This is a genomic window from Nocardia sp. CA-136227 (assembly GCF_050955695.1).
Lineage (GTDB): Bacteria > Actinomycetota > Actinomycetes > Mycobacteriales > Mycobacteriaceae > Nocardia.
This window is the reverse complement of sequence record NZ_CP192081.1, coordinates 1,968,703-1,986,239: the sequence shown is the minus strand read 5'-3', so window position 1 is coordinate 1,986,239 and position 17,537 is coordinate 1,968,703. Positions and strand designations below refer to the sequence as shown.

The following is a 17,537-nucleotide window of genomic DNA, read 5'->3' as shown; positions in this document are numbered from 1 at the left end:
CTTCCTACCTCGGGTCAGGGTGCCGACCGCGAATTCACTGTCCTAGCCGCGGGCCCATTCGTGGCCCCAGTAGCTGTCGGCGGTCATCTCCTCGGCCACGTAGTCGTCGCCGACGAGCATGCCCTCGCAACCGAATTCGAGATCCCAGTTGCCGGGGGTGCGCACGTAGAAGGAGATCATCTTGTCGTTGGTGTGGCGGCCCAGCGTCGAGGACAGGTGGTAGCCCGCCTTGTTGACGCGGTCCAGCGCGCGGCCGACATCGTCGAGCGAGTCGACCTCGACCATGACGTGCACGATGCCGGGGCCGTCCGGGCGCGAGCCGGGGATCAGCGCCAGGCTGTGGTGGCGCGGGTTGACGCCCATGAAGCGGATCCAGATCGGGTGCTCGGGCGGGCCGACGCGGAACGAGCCGCGCGAGGCGAATCCCAGGACCTCGGTGTAGAACTCGCGGGCTTCCTCGATGTCGCGCACCGGCAGCACCACGTGGCCCAGGCCCAGATCGCCGGTGACGAAGCGGTTGCCGAACTTGGAGACCACCGGGCTGTGGTCCAGCAGCGGGCCGTGGAAGACCTCGATGGTGAAGCCGGACGGGTCGACGAAGGAGATGGCCTCCTCGACGTGCCGGTTCACGGCCTCGGCGACCGAGAGGGTGGTGACCTCGATCTTGGCCTGCTCCAGGATCTCCCGGACCAGGTTCAGCGAGCGGCGGTCGGCGACCTGCCAGCCGACGGCGATGACCGCGTCGCGGTCGCCGGGCACCAGTTCCAGGCGGTAGGTGTGCTCGTCGACGCGCAGGTAGATGGAGTCCGGGTTGGGGCCGGTGCCCTCCGCGAAACCGATGGTGTCGAAGGCGAACGCGCGCCAGGCGTCCACATCGGCGATGTGGGCGCGCACGTAGCCGAGCGAGGCGAAGGCAGCCATGGTGATACTCCTCGGGGGTTCGGGATATCAGGAATAGGTGACGGTGACGTCGTCGGTGACCGGAACGGCCTGGCAGGCGAGCACATAGCCGTCGGCGATGTCCTCCTCCTCCAGAATCTCGTTGCGGCGCATGGTGACCTCGCCGGTCAGGACGCGGCACACGCAGGCGCTGCACGCGCCTTCCTTGCACGAGTACGGGGCGTCCAGTCCCTTGGCGAGCATGGTGTCGAGCAGCGTCTGCTGACGCGGCCAGGGCATTTCGTGGTTCTCGCCGTCGAGTTCGACCTGCACGGTCGCGGCGTCGCCGTCGTCGATCACGACCTCGCTCGCTGCGGTGTCGACCTCGAACGGATTGCCGGACAGCGACACGAACTTCTCGGCGTGCACGCGCTTGCGGTCCGCGCCCAGCTCGGTCATGGCGGCGGCGACCGCGTCCATGAACGGGCCGGGACCACAGACGAAGACCTCCCGGCCCGCCCACGGCCGCGCCAGCGCGGCCAGGGTGGCCACGCTGGGCAGGCCCTGCACTGACTGCAGCCAGTGCAGCACCAGCAGCCGATCCGGGTGCGCGGCAGCCAGTTCGGCGAGTTCCTCGGCGAAGATCACCGAGTTCTCGTGCTGGTTGGCGTAGATCAGCGTGCAGTGGCCGCTGCCCTGCGCCAGCACGGATTTCAGGATGGACAGCACCGGGGTGATGCCGCTGCCGCCGGCGAACAGCAGCAGGTCGGTGTCCAGCGAGTCGGGGGTGAAGATGCCGGCGGGCGGCAGCACGTCCAGGGCCAGGCCCTCGGCGGCGTTGTCGCACAGCCAGTTCGAGCCGTAGCCCTCGACGGTCCGCTTGACGGTGACCTTGAGCGGGCCGCCCTCGTGCGGGGCGCTCGACAGCGAGTAGCAGCGGCTCACCGAGCCGGTCAGGTCGCTGGGGATACGCAGGGTCAGGAACTGGCCCGGACGGTAGGAGAACCGTTCGGCGTGCGCGGCGTCGGGAACGAGCTCGAGCGACACCGCGTCGGCGGTCTCGTGCACCACGCGCACGATCGTCGCCGATGTGATCCCGCTCACCTGAGCGGTTGCCACGGCCTGGTCTACCTCGAAGTCTGTGACCGTCATCCGTTCCACCAGTTCCATTCCTGTGCTGTTCGTTTCGAACCCGCCCAGGCGGGTATCAGTAAACCGGGGCCGACCGCCGACGATGTCGGAAGGCCCACCCGGAGGAGGCCGGCCCGCGGCGGGCCGGCACTCGCTCAGGCCTGAGTTCGCCCGCGGGTCTGTACGTCCGTATCCCGCGTGCTGACCGTCAGCGCACCCGAGGCGACAGCCTCGTCGATGCTGGCCCGCAGCTCACGGCAGGTGTGCGAACGCAACCCGGTCTGCTCGAGTTCCGTGCACGCGGCCTGCGCTTCCTTGTTCCACTGCACGCTGGTGTGCTGGTCGCTGAACTTCTCCACCAGCACGCAGGTCCCGCAGGACCGGCACGAAACCTCGTCCATGGCAATGCCTCTCAGGCGCCGGTATGGGATACGTGGCCCGCCACGGCAGCGTCGCGCTTGGCCAGGTTGTCGGCGACCTCGGCCTCCCACGCGGTGACCGCACGGGTGGTGTCCACCTCGAACTCGAAGCGGTCGGTCATCTCGTCCGCGACCTCGGCCGCGTCCACGTAGAACTGCTCGTACCAGCGACGCAGCTGGTAGACCGGGCCGTCCTCCTCGCACAGCAGCGGGTTGTTGATCCGCGACTTGCGCTTCCAGATGGCCGCGTCCTGCTCGAAGCCCTTGCCCAGGCCGCCGACGAACTTGGCGGCGATCTCCGCGGCCTGCTCGGCCGGGACGCCCTCGGGCTTCTTGGCGATCGCGCCGTACTGCAGCACGAACTGGTTCTCGTTGATCGGGTAGTGGCAGTTGATCAGGTAGCCCTCGACCACGAGACCGTTCGGGCTCTCGCTCTTGAGGTAGTCGATCATGTAGGACGGCCCGTAGTAGGAGGCCTCCGACTGCAGCACGTTCTTGCCGCCCAGCGCCTTGGCGGTCTCGCCCATCATGTCCTCGCGCGAGACGGAGGTCATGTACTGGCTGGCGGTGTGGCCCTCGAAGACGTTCTTGAAGAAGGTCGGGAAGCCGTAGTGCACGTAGAAGAAGTGCGCCATGTCGACCACGTTGTCCACCACCTCGCGGCAGTTGGCGTCGACGATCATGGAGTTCCAGGTCCAGTCGGTCCACTGGTCGTCGAAGGCGGCGTCGATGCGCGGGATGGCCAGCTCGGCGGGCGGCTGCTTGTTCTCCGGGTCGTGCCAGACGAACAGCTGCTTGTTCTCGACCATGGTCGGCCACGCCTTGGTGCGGGCCAGCGGGGGCACGCGGCGCGCGTAGGGGATGCCGGTGCACTTGCCCTTGCCGTTCCAGCGCCAGTCGTGGAACGGGCAGGCGATGGAGTCGCCCTTGACGGTGCCGTCGGCCAGGTTGCCGCCCATGTGGGGGCAGTAGGCGTTGAGCACGTTCAGGTCGCCGTTCTCGGTCGCGAACACCACGATCTCGGTGCCGAAAGCCTTGACGGTGTGCGGCTTTCCGTCGCGGAAGGAGTCGGCCAGGCCCAGGCAGTGCCAGCCGCGCGCGAATCGAGTCGGGGGCTTCCCGGCATCGATGACTCGCACCTCACTGTCCGTGGTGGTCATGTGAATTCCTCTCCCTTGCCTTGCTTCGATGGTTGCGGCCGGTGTGACGGTGACGACAGCGCAGTCTCACTGGCCGGGCGGTGACTACTGATAGTCGAGACGGGCCCGTTTACGGATGCTCGAGACGACCGAACGCGGCGCGGTAGAACAGCAGCGGCTTGGCTTCGGAATGTTCATTCAAGCAGGTCACGCGTCCGATGACGATGGTGTGGTCGCCGCCGTCGGCCTCGTCGTAGAGCTCGCAGTCGATCGACGCCATGGCGCCCGCGAGCAACGGCGAACCGTTCTCCGAGGGGGCCCACTCGACGCCCGCGAACTTGTCCGGGCCGGGGCGGCCCAGCTGCCGGCAGAGCTCGGCCTGGTCGTCGGCCAGAATGTTGACACAGAACCGCCCGATCTCGCGGATACGCGGCCACGTGCTCGAGCTGCGCGCCGGGAAGAAGCTCACCAGCGGCGGGTCGATGGACAGCGATGCGAACGACTGGCAGGCGAAGCCGAGCGGCTCGTCCTCGTCGAGGGCGGTGATCACGGTGACCCCCGAGCAGAAACGCCCGAGGACGGTCTTGAAGGCCGTCGCGTCGATGGCCGGGGTCTGATCGAGCACCGGCTCCTCCTTATTTCGATCCGAAATATAGCTAGCAGTCATGACAGCAGGTCGTGAGCAGGAGGCGTCAACACGGTGGTTCGGTGATCGGGACACGGATCCGTAGGTTTTACGTAGTTCTCCCGATTCCGCAGGTTGTGGCGTGCGGCACTGTGATGGGTAGCACAAGGTCCGAGCTAGGTACATGCCTAATCGGAATAGCCCCATCCGATACACCCAGCCCGGATATGAACCAACGGAGGTACATATGACCATCGCCATGCTGCCGCCCGCGGATACTCGACACCCCCACAACCCCATGCGCGCCAAGGAATCTCGCGCGAGTGCCGAGGTCCCCGTCTCGATGATCGAGCGCATGACGCTGATCCTGGACGCCTTCGACGCCTCCACCCCGACCCTCACGCTGCTCGGACTGGTCGAGCGCACCGGGCTGCCGCGGTCCACCGTGCACCGGATCCTCGACCAGATGATCAAGCTGCGCTGGCTGGCCCACACCTCGGGCGGCTACCGGCTGGGCATGCGCGCCCTCGAATTGGGCGGCCTGACCGCCGACCACAACGAGATCCGCGACGCCGTCTCCCCGCTGCTGCACGAGCTGAGCCAGCGCACCGGCATGGTCGGCCACCTGGCGGTGCTCGACGGCCGCGACGTGGTCTACCTGGACAAGGCCGGCGGCCGCTTCGCCGCGAGCCTGCCCACCCGCCTGGGCGGCCGGATGCCCGCGCACGCAACCGCTCTCGGCAAGGCCATGCTGGCCTGTCTCGAGCCCAACATCGCCGAGGCCGCGCTGCGCACCCGCCTGCCGCGCCTGACCCCGCGCACCATCTGCGAGCCCGAGGCGCTGACCCGCGAGCTGCAGCAGATCCGCCTGCGCCAAGGCGTGGCCATCGACCGCGAGGAGGCCATCGCCGGCATCGCCTGCGTCGCCGCGCCGCTGCGGGGCCGGGGCACCGCGCCCGCCGCGCTGTCGCTGTCGGGTCGCGCCGAGGGCATGAGCTACGACCGGCTGGCCCGCGTCGTGCTCGAGGTCGCCCACGAGGCCGGCCGCACCCTGTTCCCGCGTCGCGCGCACTGGCGTTGATCGGAGCGGGCACATGCCGGGGCGATACAGTTCGATGATGATCGATGGCGTGCCGTCCGCGGAGGCGCGGGCGATTCCGGACCTGCCCACGACCGCGTGGGCGGTGCTCGGAATGCTCTCGCATGCCGAGGAACTCTCCGGATACGACCTCAAGAAGTGGGCCGACTGGAGTCTGCAGTTCTTCTACTGGAGCCCCTCGTTCTCCCAGATCTACGCCGAGCTCAAGCGTTTGGAGAAGCACGGGTACGCGGTGTCGCGGACCGTGGTCTCCGAGGACGGCATGCGCGGCAAGCGCATGTACGCCATCACCGAGGCCGGGCGTGAGGCCGCCTCGGAGTGGGTCAACCACTCCCCCGTCGAAGCGCCGGTGCTCAAACACAGTGTGATGCTGCGGGCTTGGCTCGGTCATCTGGCCGAGCCGGACCGGATGCGCGAGATCCTGCAGCAGCACATCGAATACACCGAGACCATGCGCCGCCGGGCACAGGCCGACGCCGAGGGCGCGGACGTGAATCCGGATTGGGCCTATCCGAGCGCGGTCTTGCGTTGGTGCGTCAAGCATTACGAGGCGGAGAAGGAATTCGCAGAGGACTTGCTGTCAGATTTGGACAAACTGGCGAGGCAGCGTAGCCGCCGGAAGACCACGAAGAAATAGAATTCCGGTAATTCCCACTGACCGGACTTTGTGATGGGCAGCACTCCCCGGGCGTGACACGGTTCACAGGATCGTGTTACTACCCACCCTGGAGGACGCACTATGTCCACCTCCGTCGACACCGCGGTGCCGCCCGGAACTGCGCCTGACGACTCGGGTCGTCTCGATGGCGCATCGAACCTGAGGATCTGGTCGGTCCTCGCAATCATCGTGCTGTTCACCGAGATCTCTCCGATGCAGTACGTCATGGTCGCCTCGGCCCTGCGCCAGATCGCCCCCACCTTCCCCGAGCAGGGCGCGAACATCAACTGGGCCATCATCGTCTTCGGCATCTTCGGTGCCGCGGTGTCCCCGCTGATCGGCAAGCTCAGTGACATCTACGGCAAGAAGCGGATGTTCCTGGTCTGCGCCGGGCTGTTCCTCATCGGCACGGTCATGTGCGCGCTGACCAGCACCTGGGCGATCTTCCTGGTGGGCCGCGCGCTGCAGGCTTCGGCTATCGCGACGACCGTGGTGTCCTACGGTCTGATCCGCGACCTGATGCCGCGCCGCATGGTTCCCATCGGCCTGGGCATCGCCTCCACGGGTCTGGGCGTCTCCGCGCTCGCGGGTCCGCTGATCGGCGGCTACATCACCGATCACACCAGCTGGCGCGGACTGTTCTGGTTCCTGTTCATCTTCACCCTGGTGATGACTCCGCTGCTGATCGTGTTCGTGCCGGAGTCGAAGCTGCGCACCCCGCAGCGCCTGGACATCATCGGCGCGGTGCTGCTCGGCGCGGGCGCCACCCTCACCCTGCTGTACCTGGACAAGGGCCAGGACTGGGGCTGGAGCAAGCCGTCCACGCTGGTGTGGCTGATCGGCGGCCTGGTGCTGCTGGCGCTGTTCCCGATCGTGGAGATGCGGGCCAAGAACCCCATCATGGATATGAAGCTGCTGTTCAACCCGCGCGTCAGCGTGGTGCTGTTCATCGGTCTGCTGGCCTCTTTCATGATCGGATACCAGTCCTACGCAACCGGTTACATGACCCAGTCGCCGCCGTCGTCGGCGGTGGTCTCGCAGGTCAAGGACGCCACCTGGGAGCAGGTGAAGTCCGGTGCGCTGGCCCAGGCCCAAGCCCAGGCGCTCACCCAGGCGCGGGCCCAGGGCCTCGCTCAGGCCGAGGCGCAGGCCAAGGCCGCCATGCCGCCGGGCATGGACCTGCCGCCGGATCTGGTCAAGCAGTTGACCGAGAAGGTGAATGCTCAGGTGACCCCGGAGGTCGTCAACGCTCAGGTGCCGCCGGAGATGGTGTACCAGCACCTGCCGCCGGACATGGTCAAGGTCGATCTGGAGCCGGGCTACTCCTACGGCGACAACTTCACCCTGATGAAGTACGCCACGCACGTCACGCTCGCCCAGTCCTTGATCGCCATGCTCTTCGGCTTCCTCGGCGGTCTGTGGATCCGGCGCTCCGGTGCCCGCTGGCCGCTCATCACGGCCCTGACCATCTCCGTCGGCTCCGCTCTGGCCTACGCGGCCATGTCGCACGGGTGGCAGACCATCACGCTGATCAGCGCGGTCTACGGTGTCGCGTTCGCGTTCTACTACGCGTCCACGCCGAACCTGATCGTGGAAGGTGTTCCGGCGCAACAGCAGGGCATCAGCGCGGGCATGCTGGGCGTCATGCAGGCCATGGGCGCGGCCATCGGTCTCGCGGTGGCCACCGCGTTCCTGACCGCCAACCCGGTCAAGGCCGTGGTGTCGGTGACGGGCGCGCCGCCGGTCACCCAGGAGATCCCGATGCTGTACGCCGACAAGGGTTATGAGCTGGGCTTCTACTTTGTGGCCGCCTCCGCGGCGGTGGCGCTGGTCGGGGCGCTCATCATGAAGCACGGCCGGACCCCGGCGACGGGTGGTGCCGCCCACTGACGTAGGACCTGATTGAAGGGAGAACGGCCCGGGAGCGATTGGCTTCCGGGCCGTTTTCGTGCCCATTGAGCGGGATCTGACCTCGATGTTCTCCGTCAGTCATATTTCTATTGGTAATAGGCCGCTAGCCCCACAGTTCTGCAAGCCATCGTTCGTGCGGCCGGAGAGGTTGGTCGACGATGACCGGTGCACTGGACTCCATCGAGAGCGCGGTGGCGGCGGTGGCCCGCGGCGGCCTGGTGCTGGTCGTGGACGACGAGAACCGCGAGAACGAGGGCGATCTGATCCTGGCCGCCGAGCACGCGACCGCGGCCAACATCGCGTTCCTGGTGCGGCACACCAGCGGCGTCATCTGCGTGCCCATGACCGGCGAGGACTGCGACCGGCTCGGGCTGCCGCCCATGACCGCGGTCAACGAGGACCCCAAGGGCACCGCGTACACCGTCTCCGTGGACGCCGTCACCGGTGTCAGCACCGGCATCTCCGCGGCCGACCGCGCGCACACCATGCGCCTGCTGGCCGACCCGCGCACCACCGCCGAACAGCTCTCCCGCCCCGGCCACGTGTTCCCGTTGCGCGCCAACGACCGTGGCGTGCTGGGTCGTCCGGGCCACACCGAGGCCGCCGTGGATCTCATGCGCCTGGCCGGGCTGCGGCCCGCCGGCGTCATCGCCGAGGTGGTCAATGACGACGGCAGCATGGCCCGGCTCCCCGATCTGCTGATCCTGGCGAAGGAGTGGGACATCCCGCTGGTCTCCATCGCCGACCTGATCGAGTACCGGAAACGGTTGGAGCACGGCATCTCCCGCGAGGTCGAGACCCGGCTGCCCACCCGCTTCGGCGATTTCCGGGTCTACGGCTACGCCGACGCCCACACCGGTGACGAGCACCTGGCCCTGGTCCTGGGCGACCCGTCGGGCGAGAACGCCCTGGCGCGAGTGCATTCCGAATGCCTGACCGGCGACGCCTTCGGCTCGCTGCGCTGCGACTGCGGCGAACAGCTCGACGCCGCGCTGGCGGCGGTGGCCGCCGCGGGCCGCGGGGTCGTGGTCTACCTGCGCGGTCAGGAGGGCCGGGGCATCGGGCTGCTCAACAAGCTGCGCGCCTACGAACTGCAGGACGGCGGGGCCGACACCGTGGACGCCAATGTCCGGCTCGGCCTGCCCATCGACGCCCGCGACTATCGGGCGGCCGCCCACATCCTGCGTGATCTGGGCGTGAATTCGGTTCGGCTGCTGAGCAACAACCCGGCCAAGCAGTCCGGGTTGCAGGCCCACGGGATCGCGGTGCACGCCCGGATCCCGCTGCAGACCCAGCCGACCGAGCACAATGTGCACTACCTGACCACCAAGCGGGATCGGATGAGCCACCTGCTGACCGACATTCCGGCGGTCGGCTAGTCGTCAAGCCTCGTCCGGCCGGTGCTCGCCCCACCGCAACCCGAGCCGGAACGCCTGCAACGCCGGTTTGGCCGGTGACACCCAGGCCTGAAATCGCAAGTCCGACGGGTACTTCGCGCCCGAGCGGCGGATCGCGGCCTTGGTCTCGGCCGCCATCCGCCGGGCCGCGCCGACGCCGTGGTTGTACATCTGCCCGCGCGCGTGGTCGTCCTCGCGGACCTCGAGCCGGGACTGGGAGTTGGCGGCGAAGAAACCCTGCGCGACCCAGTGCGGGCGGTCGGCCAGGGTGATCACCCAGATCACGTGCGGGACAAGGGGATACAGCACCGGCAGGTCCACGGTCAGGGACTGGAACAAGTGGTCGATGTGGTCCTCGAGCTCCTCGAGGGTGGCCGCGTCGGGCTCCTTGTGGCCCCACGCCCCGGCATCCGTGGCCCGCGACTCGTCCGTCCAGGCCAGCCAGCATTCCCGGGGCCAGTGGTCCTCGTCGTACTCCCACGCGAATTCGCGTTCGGCCTCGGCCGGACCACGCTGCTCGATCCGCAGGCTCACCTCGAGGGGCCGGATCGAGCGGCCCAGGGTCAGGGTCTCGCGGCCGCGCCACCAGATGGCCATCGCGCCCGGGCCGCCGACCAGGTCGGGTTCGCCCAGGACGCTGACGCATTCGGCCAGGGCGGTGGTGAAGACATGATCGACGAGGGCCGATTCGCAGGGGTAGGACAGCCGCAGCTGTTCGACCTCGCCGTGGCCGAAGCCCGGCCCGGTGACCGAGCGGAGGGTGTCCACCGCGACGAACTCCGCGCCACCCGCGGTCGCCGACGTCAGCCCGCCGGAGTCGTCCCGGATGGACTCCCACGCCAATTTCTCGATGACGCCGTCGATCTCGCGCCGTGACCAATCGCCGAAGTCGAAGGCCAGCAGGACCGACAGCGCCTCACCGAAGGATCCGAGATCCACCGTTCGGCCGTAGTTGCGCCCCCACCACTCGTTCGCCTCCGCATCGCGTTGCCGCCGTTGCTCTTCCGACGGGTGCCGGAAGTCTTCCCCAAGGTCTTCACTCACGGGCGCAGCGTATTCGACCCGGTCGGCGACACCTACCGCCGCCGGGCGCGCCGCTCGCCCCGCACGCGAACGCGGCGACTACAGCCACCGGACCGGCGTCACCTCGCGAATGTGCACGAGGACGTCGAAGGCCTCCGGCAGATCGCGAATCGCCAAGTGCTCGTCGGCATCCCGGATCGGGTCGTACACGCCGCTGATCACCCGCAGCTTGGCCGGACCCGGCAGCGGATCGGTGCGCAGGTCGCGCCACAGCCCTTCCGGGCCCGCCTCACCGAGCTTCGCGTCCAGGAAATCTCCTGCCGGAGCAGGGATCCGAGCCACGCCGACATCACCGTGATGGAATCCGATCGCCACCGCGGCGTAGTCGCGGCCGAAATGCTCGCGCAGCACGCTACCCACGCTGGCGGTCGCCTCCTGCCCCGCGGCCAGACCGATCGCGGCGGCCCCGGCGGAGACGTGCGCGATGCCGTCCCAGTACACGGTGCGCGATCCGGTGCGCTGATGGTGGCCGATGATCGTGGCCGCCCACCGCTCACCGTCGCCGGCGAAACTCCCCCGGCCCGCGACGCTGTACCGATGGAACTCCTCGATCAAAGCCATTGGGGCGCGGACGGTCTCGCCGAGTTCGGGGATCGACGCCACCAGCGCCGACGCGTCGCGGGCGTGGTCGAGGAAGAGGCGGCCCGGGTGGACGCCGCGGGCGCGCTGGACGTGTTCGTCGAGGGTATGCGCGGTGCGGATGGGGTCCAGGTGCGTGGCCAGTTCGGCGGCGCGGTCCGGCGCGTGGGCCCGGACCGCGTCCAGGACGGTGTCGTAGTCCGCGGGCTTGGCCTGCACCGGCTTGACGCCGATGATGGCGACCTGATCGTCGGGGTGGGCCTGATTGAATTCCCGGATCCAGGTCAGGGCCTCCGCCATTTCCGCTGTGCGCCAAGGCCGCCAGGACAGGTCGAGGGCGGAGACGGCGGTACCCACGCCGGTGCGGACGTAGGCGTCCAGGGTCGCGCCGACGTCGGCGCTGTCCTGCACGGCGAGGGTGCGGAAGCCGTGGCGCTCGAACAGGTTTCGGAAGATCGCCGCGCGCACGGCGAAGGTCTGATGGGCGAAACGGGTGGACTCGCCGATGCCGACGACGACCGCGTGCGACAGCGAGCGCGCGAGGGTCTCTGCGGTCGTGTCATCGAAGGGCGTGACGGCGAGGGTGGTTTCGGTCGACATGACCCCACCCTCCAACCTCAACCAATCTTGATGTCAAGCAACTGGCTCACGCGGGCTCCCATCGCCCGTCCCGCCGCCAGCAACGGCTCGGTCGAGCGCAGGGTCCGGCTGAGCACGAACGCGCCTTCCAGGGCGCACAATACGGCGACCATCAGCTCCCGGGCATCGGCTTCGCCGAGGCCGCGCCGCACGAAATAGCCTGTCCCCTCGTCGATCCAGGACCGCATGACGTCCGCGGCCACCTCGCGGATCCCGGGTTCGCTGTCGGCGACCTCCCCGGCCACGGTCCCGACCGGGCACATGTTCATCCACCCACTCTGCTCGATGGTCTCGGCGGCGGCGGTGAACGCGGCGGGCACGGCCTCGCGCAGATCCTCGTGCGCGTCCATGAGCAGCGGCAGCAGTTGAATGTAGGCCGCGCCCGAGGTGCGCAGCGCCTCCGCCGCGATGCCCGCCTTCCCGGCCGGGAAGTGGTGGTAGAGCGAGCCCATCGGGGCGCCCGAGGCCGCGGTGATCTGTTTGACGGTGATCGCGCTGTAGCCCTGGACGCGCATGAGCTCGGCGACGGCGGTGACCAGGCGATCCCGGGTGGTGGTTGACAGCTTCTCGCTCACCCGTCCAGACTAGAGCAAACGCACTAGAGCGTGTGCTCTAGAGGGGAGAAGGCGATGCCGACAGTCGAGCTGAGTGTGGGACGGGTGCACTACGCCGAGCGGGGCGCGGGACCGGCGGTGGTGCTGCTGCACGGACTGCTCATGAATCACACGGTGTGGGACGAGGTGATCGGCAAGCTGCCCCCGGGCTTCCGGTACGTCCTGCCGGACCTGCCGCTGGGCGCGCATCCCGAACCGCTGCGCGCGGACGCCGACCTGAGCATGCGGGGGCTGAATCAGCTGCTCGCCGAATTCCTCACCGCGCTGGATCTGCGCGACGTCACCCTGGTGCACAGCGATTGGGGCGGCGGGCTGTTCCTCACCGCGTACGGCCTCGACGAGCGGGTCGGGCGACTGATCGTGCTGCCCTGCGAGGCGTTCGACAACTTCCCGCCCGGACTGCCCGGCAAGACCGCCATCGTGGCGTGCGCGCTGCCCGGCGGAGTCACGCTGGCGCTCAGGCAGTTACGGGTGTCGTGGCTGCGCGCCACCCCGGTCATGTTCGGCTGGATGGCGCGCCGCCCGATCGACGACGACCTGGTCCGCGGCTGGACCGAACCGGGCCTGCGGGACAAGCGGATTCGACGGGACCTGCTCGGCTACGCGCGCTCGCCGCGGTCGAAGGCCGAGTACATCGCGAATACCGAAGCACTGCGCGACTTCCCCGGCGACGCGTTGATCCTGTGGTCGTCGGCGGGCAAGGTGATGCCGCGCGAGCACGGCCGCCGCCTGGCCGAGCTGATCCCCAAGGCCCGGCTGCGCGAACTCGACGACGCCTACGTCCTGTCGATGCTGGATCGCCCCGACGCCGTGGCCGAGGCCATGTCCGCCTTCCTGACCGGCGCCGTCGTCGAGAACGAATAGGCCGGGCCGGGGTTTCGGTATCGTCGGCGGAAGCGGCCACACGACGCGGTGTGGGCACCCGAGACACCCCGGAGGCGCGAATGCCCAGCCTGCTCAGCCGGATAGTGCCCTGGTATCTGCGGGTCACGCGCGCCAACCGCCCGTTCATCACCGCGGAGGGCGCGCGGGAACGCATCCGGGAGCGCACCCTGCGGCCGCTGCCCTACGGCCCGCCGCGCCGCCTGCGCTCGGACGTCGAGGTCTCGGTGCTCCAGGATTCGGTCCGGCCCGTCTACACGCTGACGCCGCGGTCCGGTCGCGCCCGCGGCAATGTCGTCTACGCGCACGGCGGGGGCTGGGTCAACGAGATCGCGCCGCAGCACTGGCGGCTGGCCGCGGAGATCGCGGCCCGCGCGGAAACCACTGTCACGCTTCCCATCTACCCGCTCATCCCTTTCGGCACCGCCGATCGGGTCATCCCGGCCTTCGCGGAGCTGGTACTGGCCAACCGGGCCCGATACGGCGAGGTGTGCCTGGCCGGTGATTCGGCGGGCGGGCAGATCTCGCTGTCCACCGCCCTGCTCCTGCGTGACGAGCACGAGGTGATCCTGCCGCGCACGGTGCTGATCTCCCCCGCCCTGGACCTCTCGATGAGCAATCCGGAGATCGCCGAGGTGCAGCCGAGCGACCCGTGGCTGGGCCGCCCCGGCGGCCTGGTGCTCGGCGAGCACTGGAGCGGATCGCTGCCCATCACCGACCCTCAGGTCAGCCCGTTGTTCGCGGACTTCACCGGGCTCGGGCCGCTGACCGTGTTCTGCGGCACCCGCGACATCCTGATGCCGGATGCGCGGCTGCTGGTCGGCAAGGCCCGGGCGGCGGGCGTGGCGGTCGACTATCACGAGGCGGCGGAGCTGGTGCACGTCTACCCGCTGACGCCGACCCCGGAAGGCCGTGCGGCACAGGCCGTCCTGATCGCCGGCCTGCGCGCGGCGCTCCGGCCGAACGGCGCGGAGCCGTCCGCTCACCCCTGAGCGGCGGGCCCGTTCTCGGCCAGCCACTTGCGGGCGCGAGTGGCCGAGGCGCGCGAAAGCCAGGCGTCCTGCACGACTTCGGCGAGTTCACCCAGGGTCAGTTCGGGAATTCGGCTGCCGCGCACCAGAACCGACAGGTGTCCCCGGAAGTGCGGCGTGGTGAAGAACGGTGAGCCGGGGTCCTGGGTCAGGGCCAGTTTGTCGTCCTCGGACGGCACCCAGATGATGATGACGTCGTCGTAGCGCTCCCCCGTCTCCAGGTCGGCGGCGTCGGGGCGCGGGGTGCGGAAGTAGACGAAGGACTTGCGGCCCACCTGATAGACCGGATTGCCCGCGGGCCCGTGCTCGACGGTGACGTGCGGCATGGCCCCGGCCAGGTCGTGGACGTCGGCGAGGCGGGCGCGGCGGCTGCTGCTCGGCACCTGGTCGAGTGTATCGCCGCACACACCGACGACGTCCGCGAGCTGGGTTTATGCGAGCCTGCTGGCCTTGAATGCGGCAAATCACATAGGTTGGACGCCATGGCGCGGCGTGTCAATGGAAACCTCCCCGAAGAGGTCACTTCATTCGTCGGCCGTCGCGAAGAACTGGCTACCGCGAAACGTCTACTGCCGACCACCCGGGTGCTGACCCTGCTGGGCCCCGGCGGCATGGGCAAGACCCGCCTGTCGCGGCAGATCGGGCACCTGGTGGCGCGGGCCTTCCCGGACGGTGTGTGGCTGGTGGAGCTGGCCGACGTGCAGGATCCTGCCCTGGTCACGCTGAGCGTCGCCGAGGCGCTGAATCTGCGCGACGAGTCCACCGCGCCATTACCCCGGCTCACCGAATTCCTGGCCGACAAGCGGCTGCTGCTGATCCTGGACAACTGTGAGCATCTGATCGAGGCGTGCGCCGCGCTGGTCGGCCGGATCATCGCCACCACCCCTGATGTGCGGGTGCTGGCCACCAGCCGCGAGGTGCTCGGCATCCCCGGCGAACAGGTGATGCCGGTGCCGCCGCTGACCGTGCCCGACACCGCGGGCGAGGACGGCGACGCGCTGCAGCTGTTCATCGAGCGGGCCACCGCCGCCAACCCCGGCTTCGAGGCCACCCCCGCCAATCGGGCGGTGCTCGCCGAGATCTGCCGCCGCCTCGAGGGCATGCCGCTCGCACTGGAACTCGCGGCGCTGCGGCTGCGCATGTTCACCCCCGAACAGATCCGCGACCGCCTCGACGACACCATCGGGCTGCTCAGCGCCGGGCCGCGCACCGCGCCGCAACGGCAGCAGACCATCGAGGGCGCGATCCGCTGGAGCTACGACCTGTGCACCATCGCCGAACAGACGCTGTGGGAACAGCTTTCGGTGTTCGCGGGCGGCTTCGACATCGACGCCGCGGAGGCGGTGTGCGAGCTGGCGCCGGGCGCGCTCATCGAGGCGCTCACCGGGCTGGTCGACAAATCGGTGGTGATGCTGCGCTTCGACGGCGACGTGGCCCGGTACTCGATGCTGGAGCCGATCCGCCAGTTCGCCGCCGACCGGCTCGCCGAACGCGGTACGGCGCAGGAGGTTCGGGCCCGGCATCGCGAGCACTACCGGGAACTGGCCATGCGCGGGCAGACCGCGTACTGGACCGCCGAGGACGTGGACTGGTTCCGCGAACTGAGCCGCGAGCACGCGAACCTGCGCGCGGCGCTGAAGTCGGGCCTGGAGGACGATCCCCTGCACACCATGGCCACGGTGACCGTGCTGCGGCCGTTCTGGGAGCACAACCGGTTCCTGTCCGAGGGCTACCGCTGGCTCACCGACTCACTGGCCCGCAACCCCGCGCGGACCGCCGAGCGCGCCCGGGCGCTGTCCTCGGCGGGCTCGCTGGCCGCGCTGCTGGGCGATCAGGAATCCGCGGCGCGGCTGGTCGCGGAGTGCGTGGAACTGGCCGCGAGCCTCGACGATCACGACATCCTCGCCGAGGTGGCGCTGGATCAGTCGCTGCTGGCCTTCGCCAACGACCGCGAACGCTCCCTGGAACTGGGCCGCAGCGCCATCTCCCTGGCGGCCGAGCACGAACAGCACGCCATCGAGATGGACTCGCACGCCTTCTCCTTCATGGCCGCCATGGTGCTGGAAGCGCCCGGCCGCACCGAATTGGCCGAGCGGTTCCTGGAACTCACCACCGAGAGCGGCTCGCATCTGCTGGGCGGGCTGGCGCTGTGGACGGTCGGCATCGACCACTGGCGGCGCGGCGACCTCGAGGCGGCCGCCGACTTCCACGGTCGCGCCATCGAAAGCCTGGCCCTGTTCGAGCGCTGCATCTGGCTGTCCTCGGCCTTCGAAGGCCTGGCCTGGACGGTGTCGGCGGGCGGTGACCACGAGCGGGCCGCCCGGCTGATGGGCGCGGCGGAGTCCCTGCAGCGCAGCACCATCCGGCTCGCGCACACCATCACGGTGGCGGTCGGCGAGAAGGAGCGGCTCAAGGTCCGCGAAGCGCTGGGCGAGGAGGCCTTCCGCAGCGCGTTCGGCGCGGGCGCGAGCCTGCCGCTGAGCGAGGCCATCGACTACGCGCTCGGCCACACCGCCGCACCGGAGCCGGAACCGGTCACCGCACCACCCGCGCTCAAGCGACCCGCCCGCTCCGTCACGGCGACGCTGTCGGAGACCAATGTGCTGACCCGCCGGCAGAAGGACGTGGCCCGGCTGGTGGCGGCCGGACACAGCAACAAGAAGATCGCCGCCGACCTGGTCATCTCGGTGCGCACCGCCGAGACCCACGTCGAACACATCCTCACCAAGCTCGGCCTGACCTCCCGCACCCAGCTGGCGGCCTGGGCCCACGAACACGACCTGTAGCTCCCGATCAGCACCCCGGAGGACTTGCTCGCATGACTATCATCGACGACTACCACCGGACCCGTGAGAGCCTGCACGCGGTGGCCGAGCAACTGCTGGCCGGGCCGGAATACCTGCGCAGCAAGACGATTCGGCTGACCCCCGTGCCGGGCGGATTCGCCACGGTGTCGGAGCCGCGACTCGCGGTGCGCGCGGATGTGCTGCTGCTCGACGACGCGCCGATCGGGAAGCTGGACGGCGCGACCATCGCGGAGTTGGCCACCGCGGCGGGCGTCGAACCCGGGATGCCGGAGGGCGTGTACGCGAGCCGCACGACCTTCAACCCGCACGTGCCCCTGTTCGTCGACGCCCGGCAGTCCCGGATCCTCACCAGCGCTTACGGACTCGGCGATGCCGCCCTGCGCGCCCTGGCCCCCGACCACACGCCGGTGCTGTGGTCCGAGCATTTCGATCTCGGGATCGACCTCGACGAAGTCAACTACGGCGTCTCCCCCGGCGACGCCCTGATCGGCGAGCCCTACGCCTACGTCGGCCCGTGGCGGCCGCGCTCCGGCGACTTCTGGAACCAGTCCTTCGGCGCGGCTCGCACGATCGCCGAACTCGGCGACCTCGACGCGCTCACCGAGTTCTTCGCGGAGGGACGCCGCCGCGCCGCGGAGTGACGA

Annotated in this window: 17 protein-coding genes; 8 read left to right on the top strand and 9 right to left on the bottom strand. The window is 69.2% G+C overall.

All coding sequences use genetic code 11. From position 1 onward, the window contains the following. Positions 1-42: 42 nt before the first annotated feature. From ACQP06_RS08810 to ACQP06_RS08790, 5 genes are all read right to left on the bottom strand, one after another. Entirely contained in the window at positions 43-921 is an 879-nt protein-coding gene (locus tag ACQP06_RS08810; RefSeq protein WP_357090061.1) for a VOC family protein, read from the bottom strand. A gap of 27 nt (positions 922-948) precedes the next feature. After that, a complete protein-coding gene (locus ACQP06_RS08805) occupies positions 949-2,031 on the bottom strand; it encodes a 2Fe-2S iron-sulfur cluster-binding protein (protein WP_433671773.1) in 1,083 nt (360 codons plus the stop codon). Positions 2,032-2,165: 134 nt separating this feature from the next. Further along, complete coding sequence (locus ACQP06_RS08800) at positions 2,166-2,411, bottom strand: hypothetical protein (RefSeq protein WP_433671772.1); 246 nt, start codon at positions 2,409-2,411, stop codon at positions 2,166-2,168. An 11-nt stretch (positions 2,412-2,422) separates the two neighbouring features. Then, positions 2,423-3,589, bottom strand: coding sequence for a Rieske 2Fe-2S domain-containing protein (locus tag ACQP06_RS08795; RefSeq protein ID WP_433671771.1), 1,167 nt, complete (start codon positions 3,587-3,589; stop codon positions 2,423-2,425). A 109-nt stretch (positions 3,590-3,698) separates the two neighbouring features. Beyond that, positions 3,699-4,193 carry a flavin reductase family protein gene (locus tag ACQP06_RS08790; RefSeq protein WP_357279627.1) on the bottom strand — a complete coding sequence of 165 codons (495 nt, stop codon included), beginning with the start codon at positions 4,191-4,193 and terminating at the stop codon, positions 3,699-3,701. Between the two features lie 247 nt (positions 4,194-4,440). Here ACQP06_RS08790 and ACQP06_RS08785 point away from each other — a divergent pair, with 247 nt between their 5' ends. The 4 genes from ACQP06_RS08785 (at position 4,441) to ACQP06_RS08770 (ending at position 9,240) form a co-directional block, all read left to right on the top strand. Then, positions 4,441-5,274, top strand: coding sequence for an IclR family transcriptional regulator (locus ACQP06_RS08785; RefSeq protein WP_357090075.1), 834 nt, complete (start codon positions 4,441-4,443; stop codon positions 5,272-5,274). 37 nt (positions 5,275-5,311) lie between these two features. Beyond that, the gene (locus tag ACQP06_RS08780) at positions 5,312-5,929 is read left to right on the top strand and encodes a PadR family transcriptional regulator (RefSeq protein WP_433671770.1); all 618 of its coding nucleotides are present in this window, start codon (positions 5,312-5,314) and stop codon (positions 5,927-5,929) included. A gap of 102 nt (positions 5,930-6,031) precedes the next feature. Continuing rightward, a complete protein-coding gene (locus tag ACQP06_RS08775; RefSeq protein ID WP_433671769.1) occupies positions 6,032-7,840 on the top strand; it encodes an MFS transporter in 1,809 nt (602 codons plus the stop codon). A 179-nt stretch (positions 7,841-8,019) separates the two neighbouring features. Then, positions 8,020-9,240, top strand: coding sequence for a bifunctional 3,4-dihydroxy-2-butanone-4-phosphate synthase/GTP cyclohydrolase II (locus ACQP06_RS08770; RefSeq protein WP_433671768.1), 1,221 nt, complete (start codon positions 8,020-8,022; stop codon positions 9,238-9,240). 3 nt (positions 9,241-9,243) lie between these two features. On the opposite strand, the gene ACQP06_RS08765 is transcribed toward ACQP06_RS08770, so the two are convergent. The 3 genes from ACQP06_RS08765 to ACQP06_RS08755 all read right to left on the bottom strand — a co-directional run bounded on the left by ACQP06_RS08765 (position 9,244) and on the right by ACQP06_RS08755 (position 12,134). Then, on the bottom strand, positions 9,244-10,302 hold the full coding sequence (locus ACQP06_RS08765; protein WP_433671767.1) for a hypothetical protein: 1,059 nt from the start codon (positions 10,300-10,302) through the stop codon (positions 9,244-9,246). A 78-nt stretch (positions 10,303-10,380) separates the two neighbouring features. Further along, on the bottom strand, positions 10,381-11,520 hold the full coding sequence (locus ACQP06_RS08760) for an erythromycin esterase family protein (RefSeq protein ID WP_433671766.1): 1,140 nt from the start codon (positions 11,518-11,520) through the stop codon (positions 10,381-10,383). 17 nt (positions 11,521-11,537) lie between these two features. Next, positions 11,538-12,134, bottom strand: coding sequence for a TetR/AcrR family transcriptional regulator (locus tag ACQP06_RS08755; protein ID WP_433671765.1), 597 nt, complete (start codon positions 12,132-12,134; stop codon positions 11,538-11,540). A 54-nt stretch (positions 12,135-12,188) separates the two neighbouring features. Between ACQP06_RS08755 and ACQP06_RS08750 the strand changes: the two genes are divergently transcribed. Further along, positions 12,189-13,037, top strand: coding sequence for an alpha/beta fold hydrolase (locus ACQP06_RS08750; protein WP_433671764.1), 849 nt, complete (start codon positions 12,189-12,191; stop codon positions 13,035-13,037). 80 nt (positions 13,038-13,117) lie between these two features. After that, positions 13,118-14,047, top strand: a complete 930-nt coding sequence (locus tag ACQP06_RS08745; protein WP_433671763.1) for an alpha/beta hydrolase fold domain-containing protein — start codon at positions 13,118-13,120, stop codon at positions 14,045-14,047. On the opposite strand, the gene ACQP06_RS08740 is transcribed toward ACQP06_RS08745, so the two are convergent. Continuing rightward, positions 14,038-14,469 (bottom strand): MmcQ/YjbR family DNA-binding protein, encoded by a 432-nt coding sequence (locus ACQP06_RS08740; RefSeq protein ID WP_433671762.1) that lies wholly within the window; start codon positions 14,467-14,469, stop codon positions 14,038-14,040. The genes ACQP06_RS08745 and ACQP06_RS08740 overlap by 10 nt on opposite strands. 99 nt (positions 14,470-14,568) lie before the next feature. Between ACQP06_RS08740 and ACQP06_RS08735 the strand changes: the two genes are divergently transcribed. Further along, a complete protein-coding gene (locus ACQP06_RS08735; RefSeq protein ID WP_433671761.1) occupies positions 14,569-16,872 on the top strand; it encodes an ATP-binding protein in 2,304 nt (767 codons plus the stop codon). 32 nt (positions 16,873-16,904) lie between these two features. Next, positions 16,905-17,534 (top strand): hypothetical protein, encoded by a 630-nt coding sequence (locus ACQP06_RS08730; protein ID WP_433671760.1) that lies wholly within the window; start codon positions 16,905-16,907, stop codon positions 17,532-17,534. Positions 17,535-17,537: the final 3 nt, after the last annotated feature.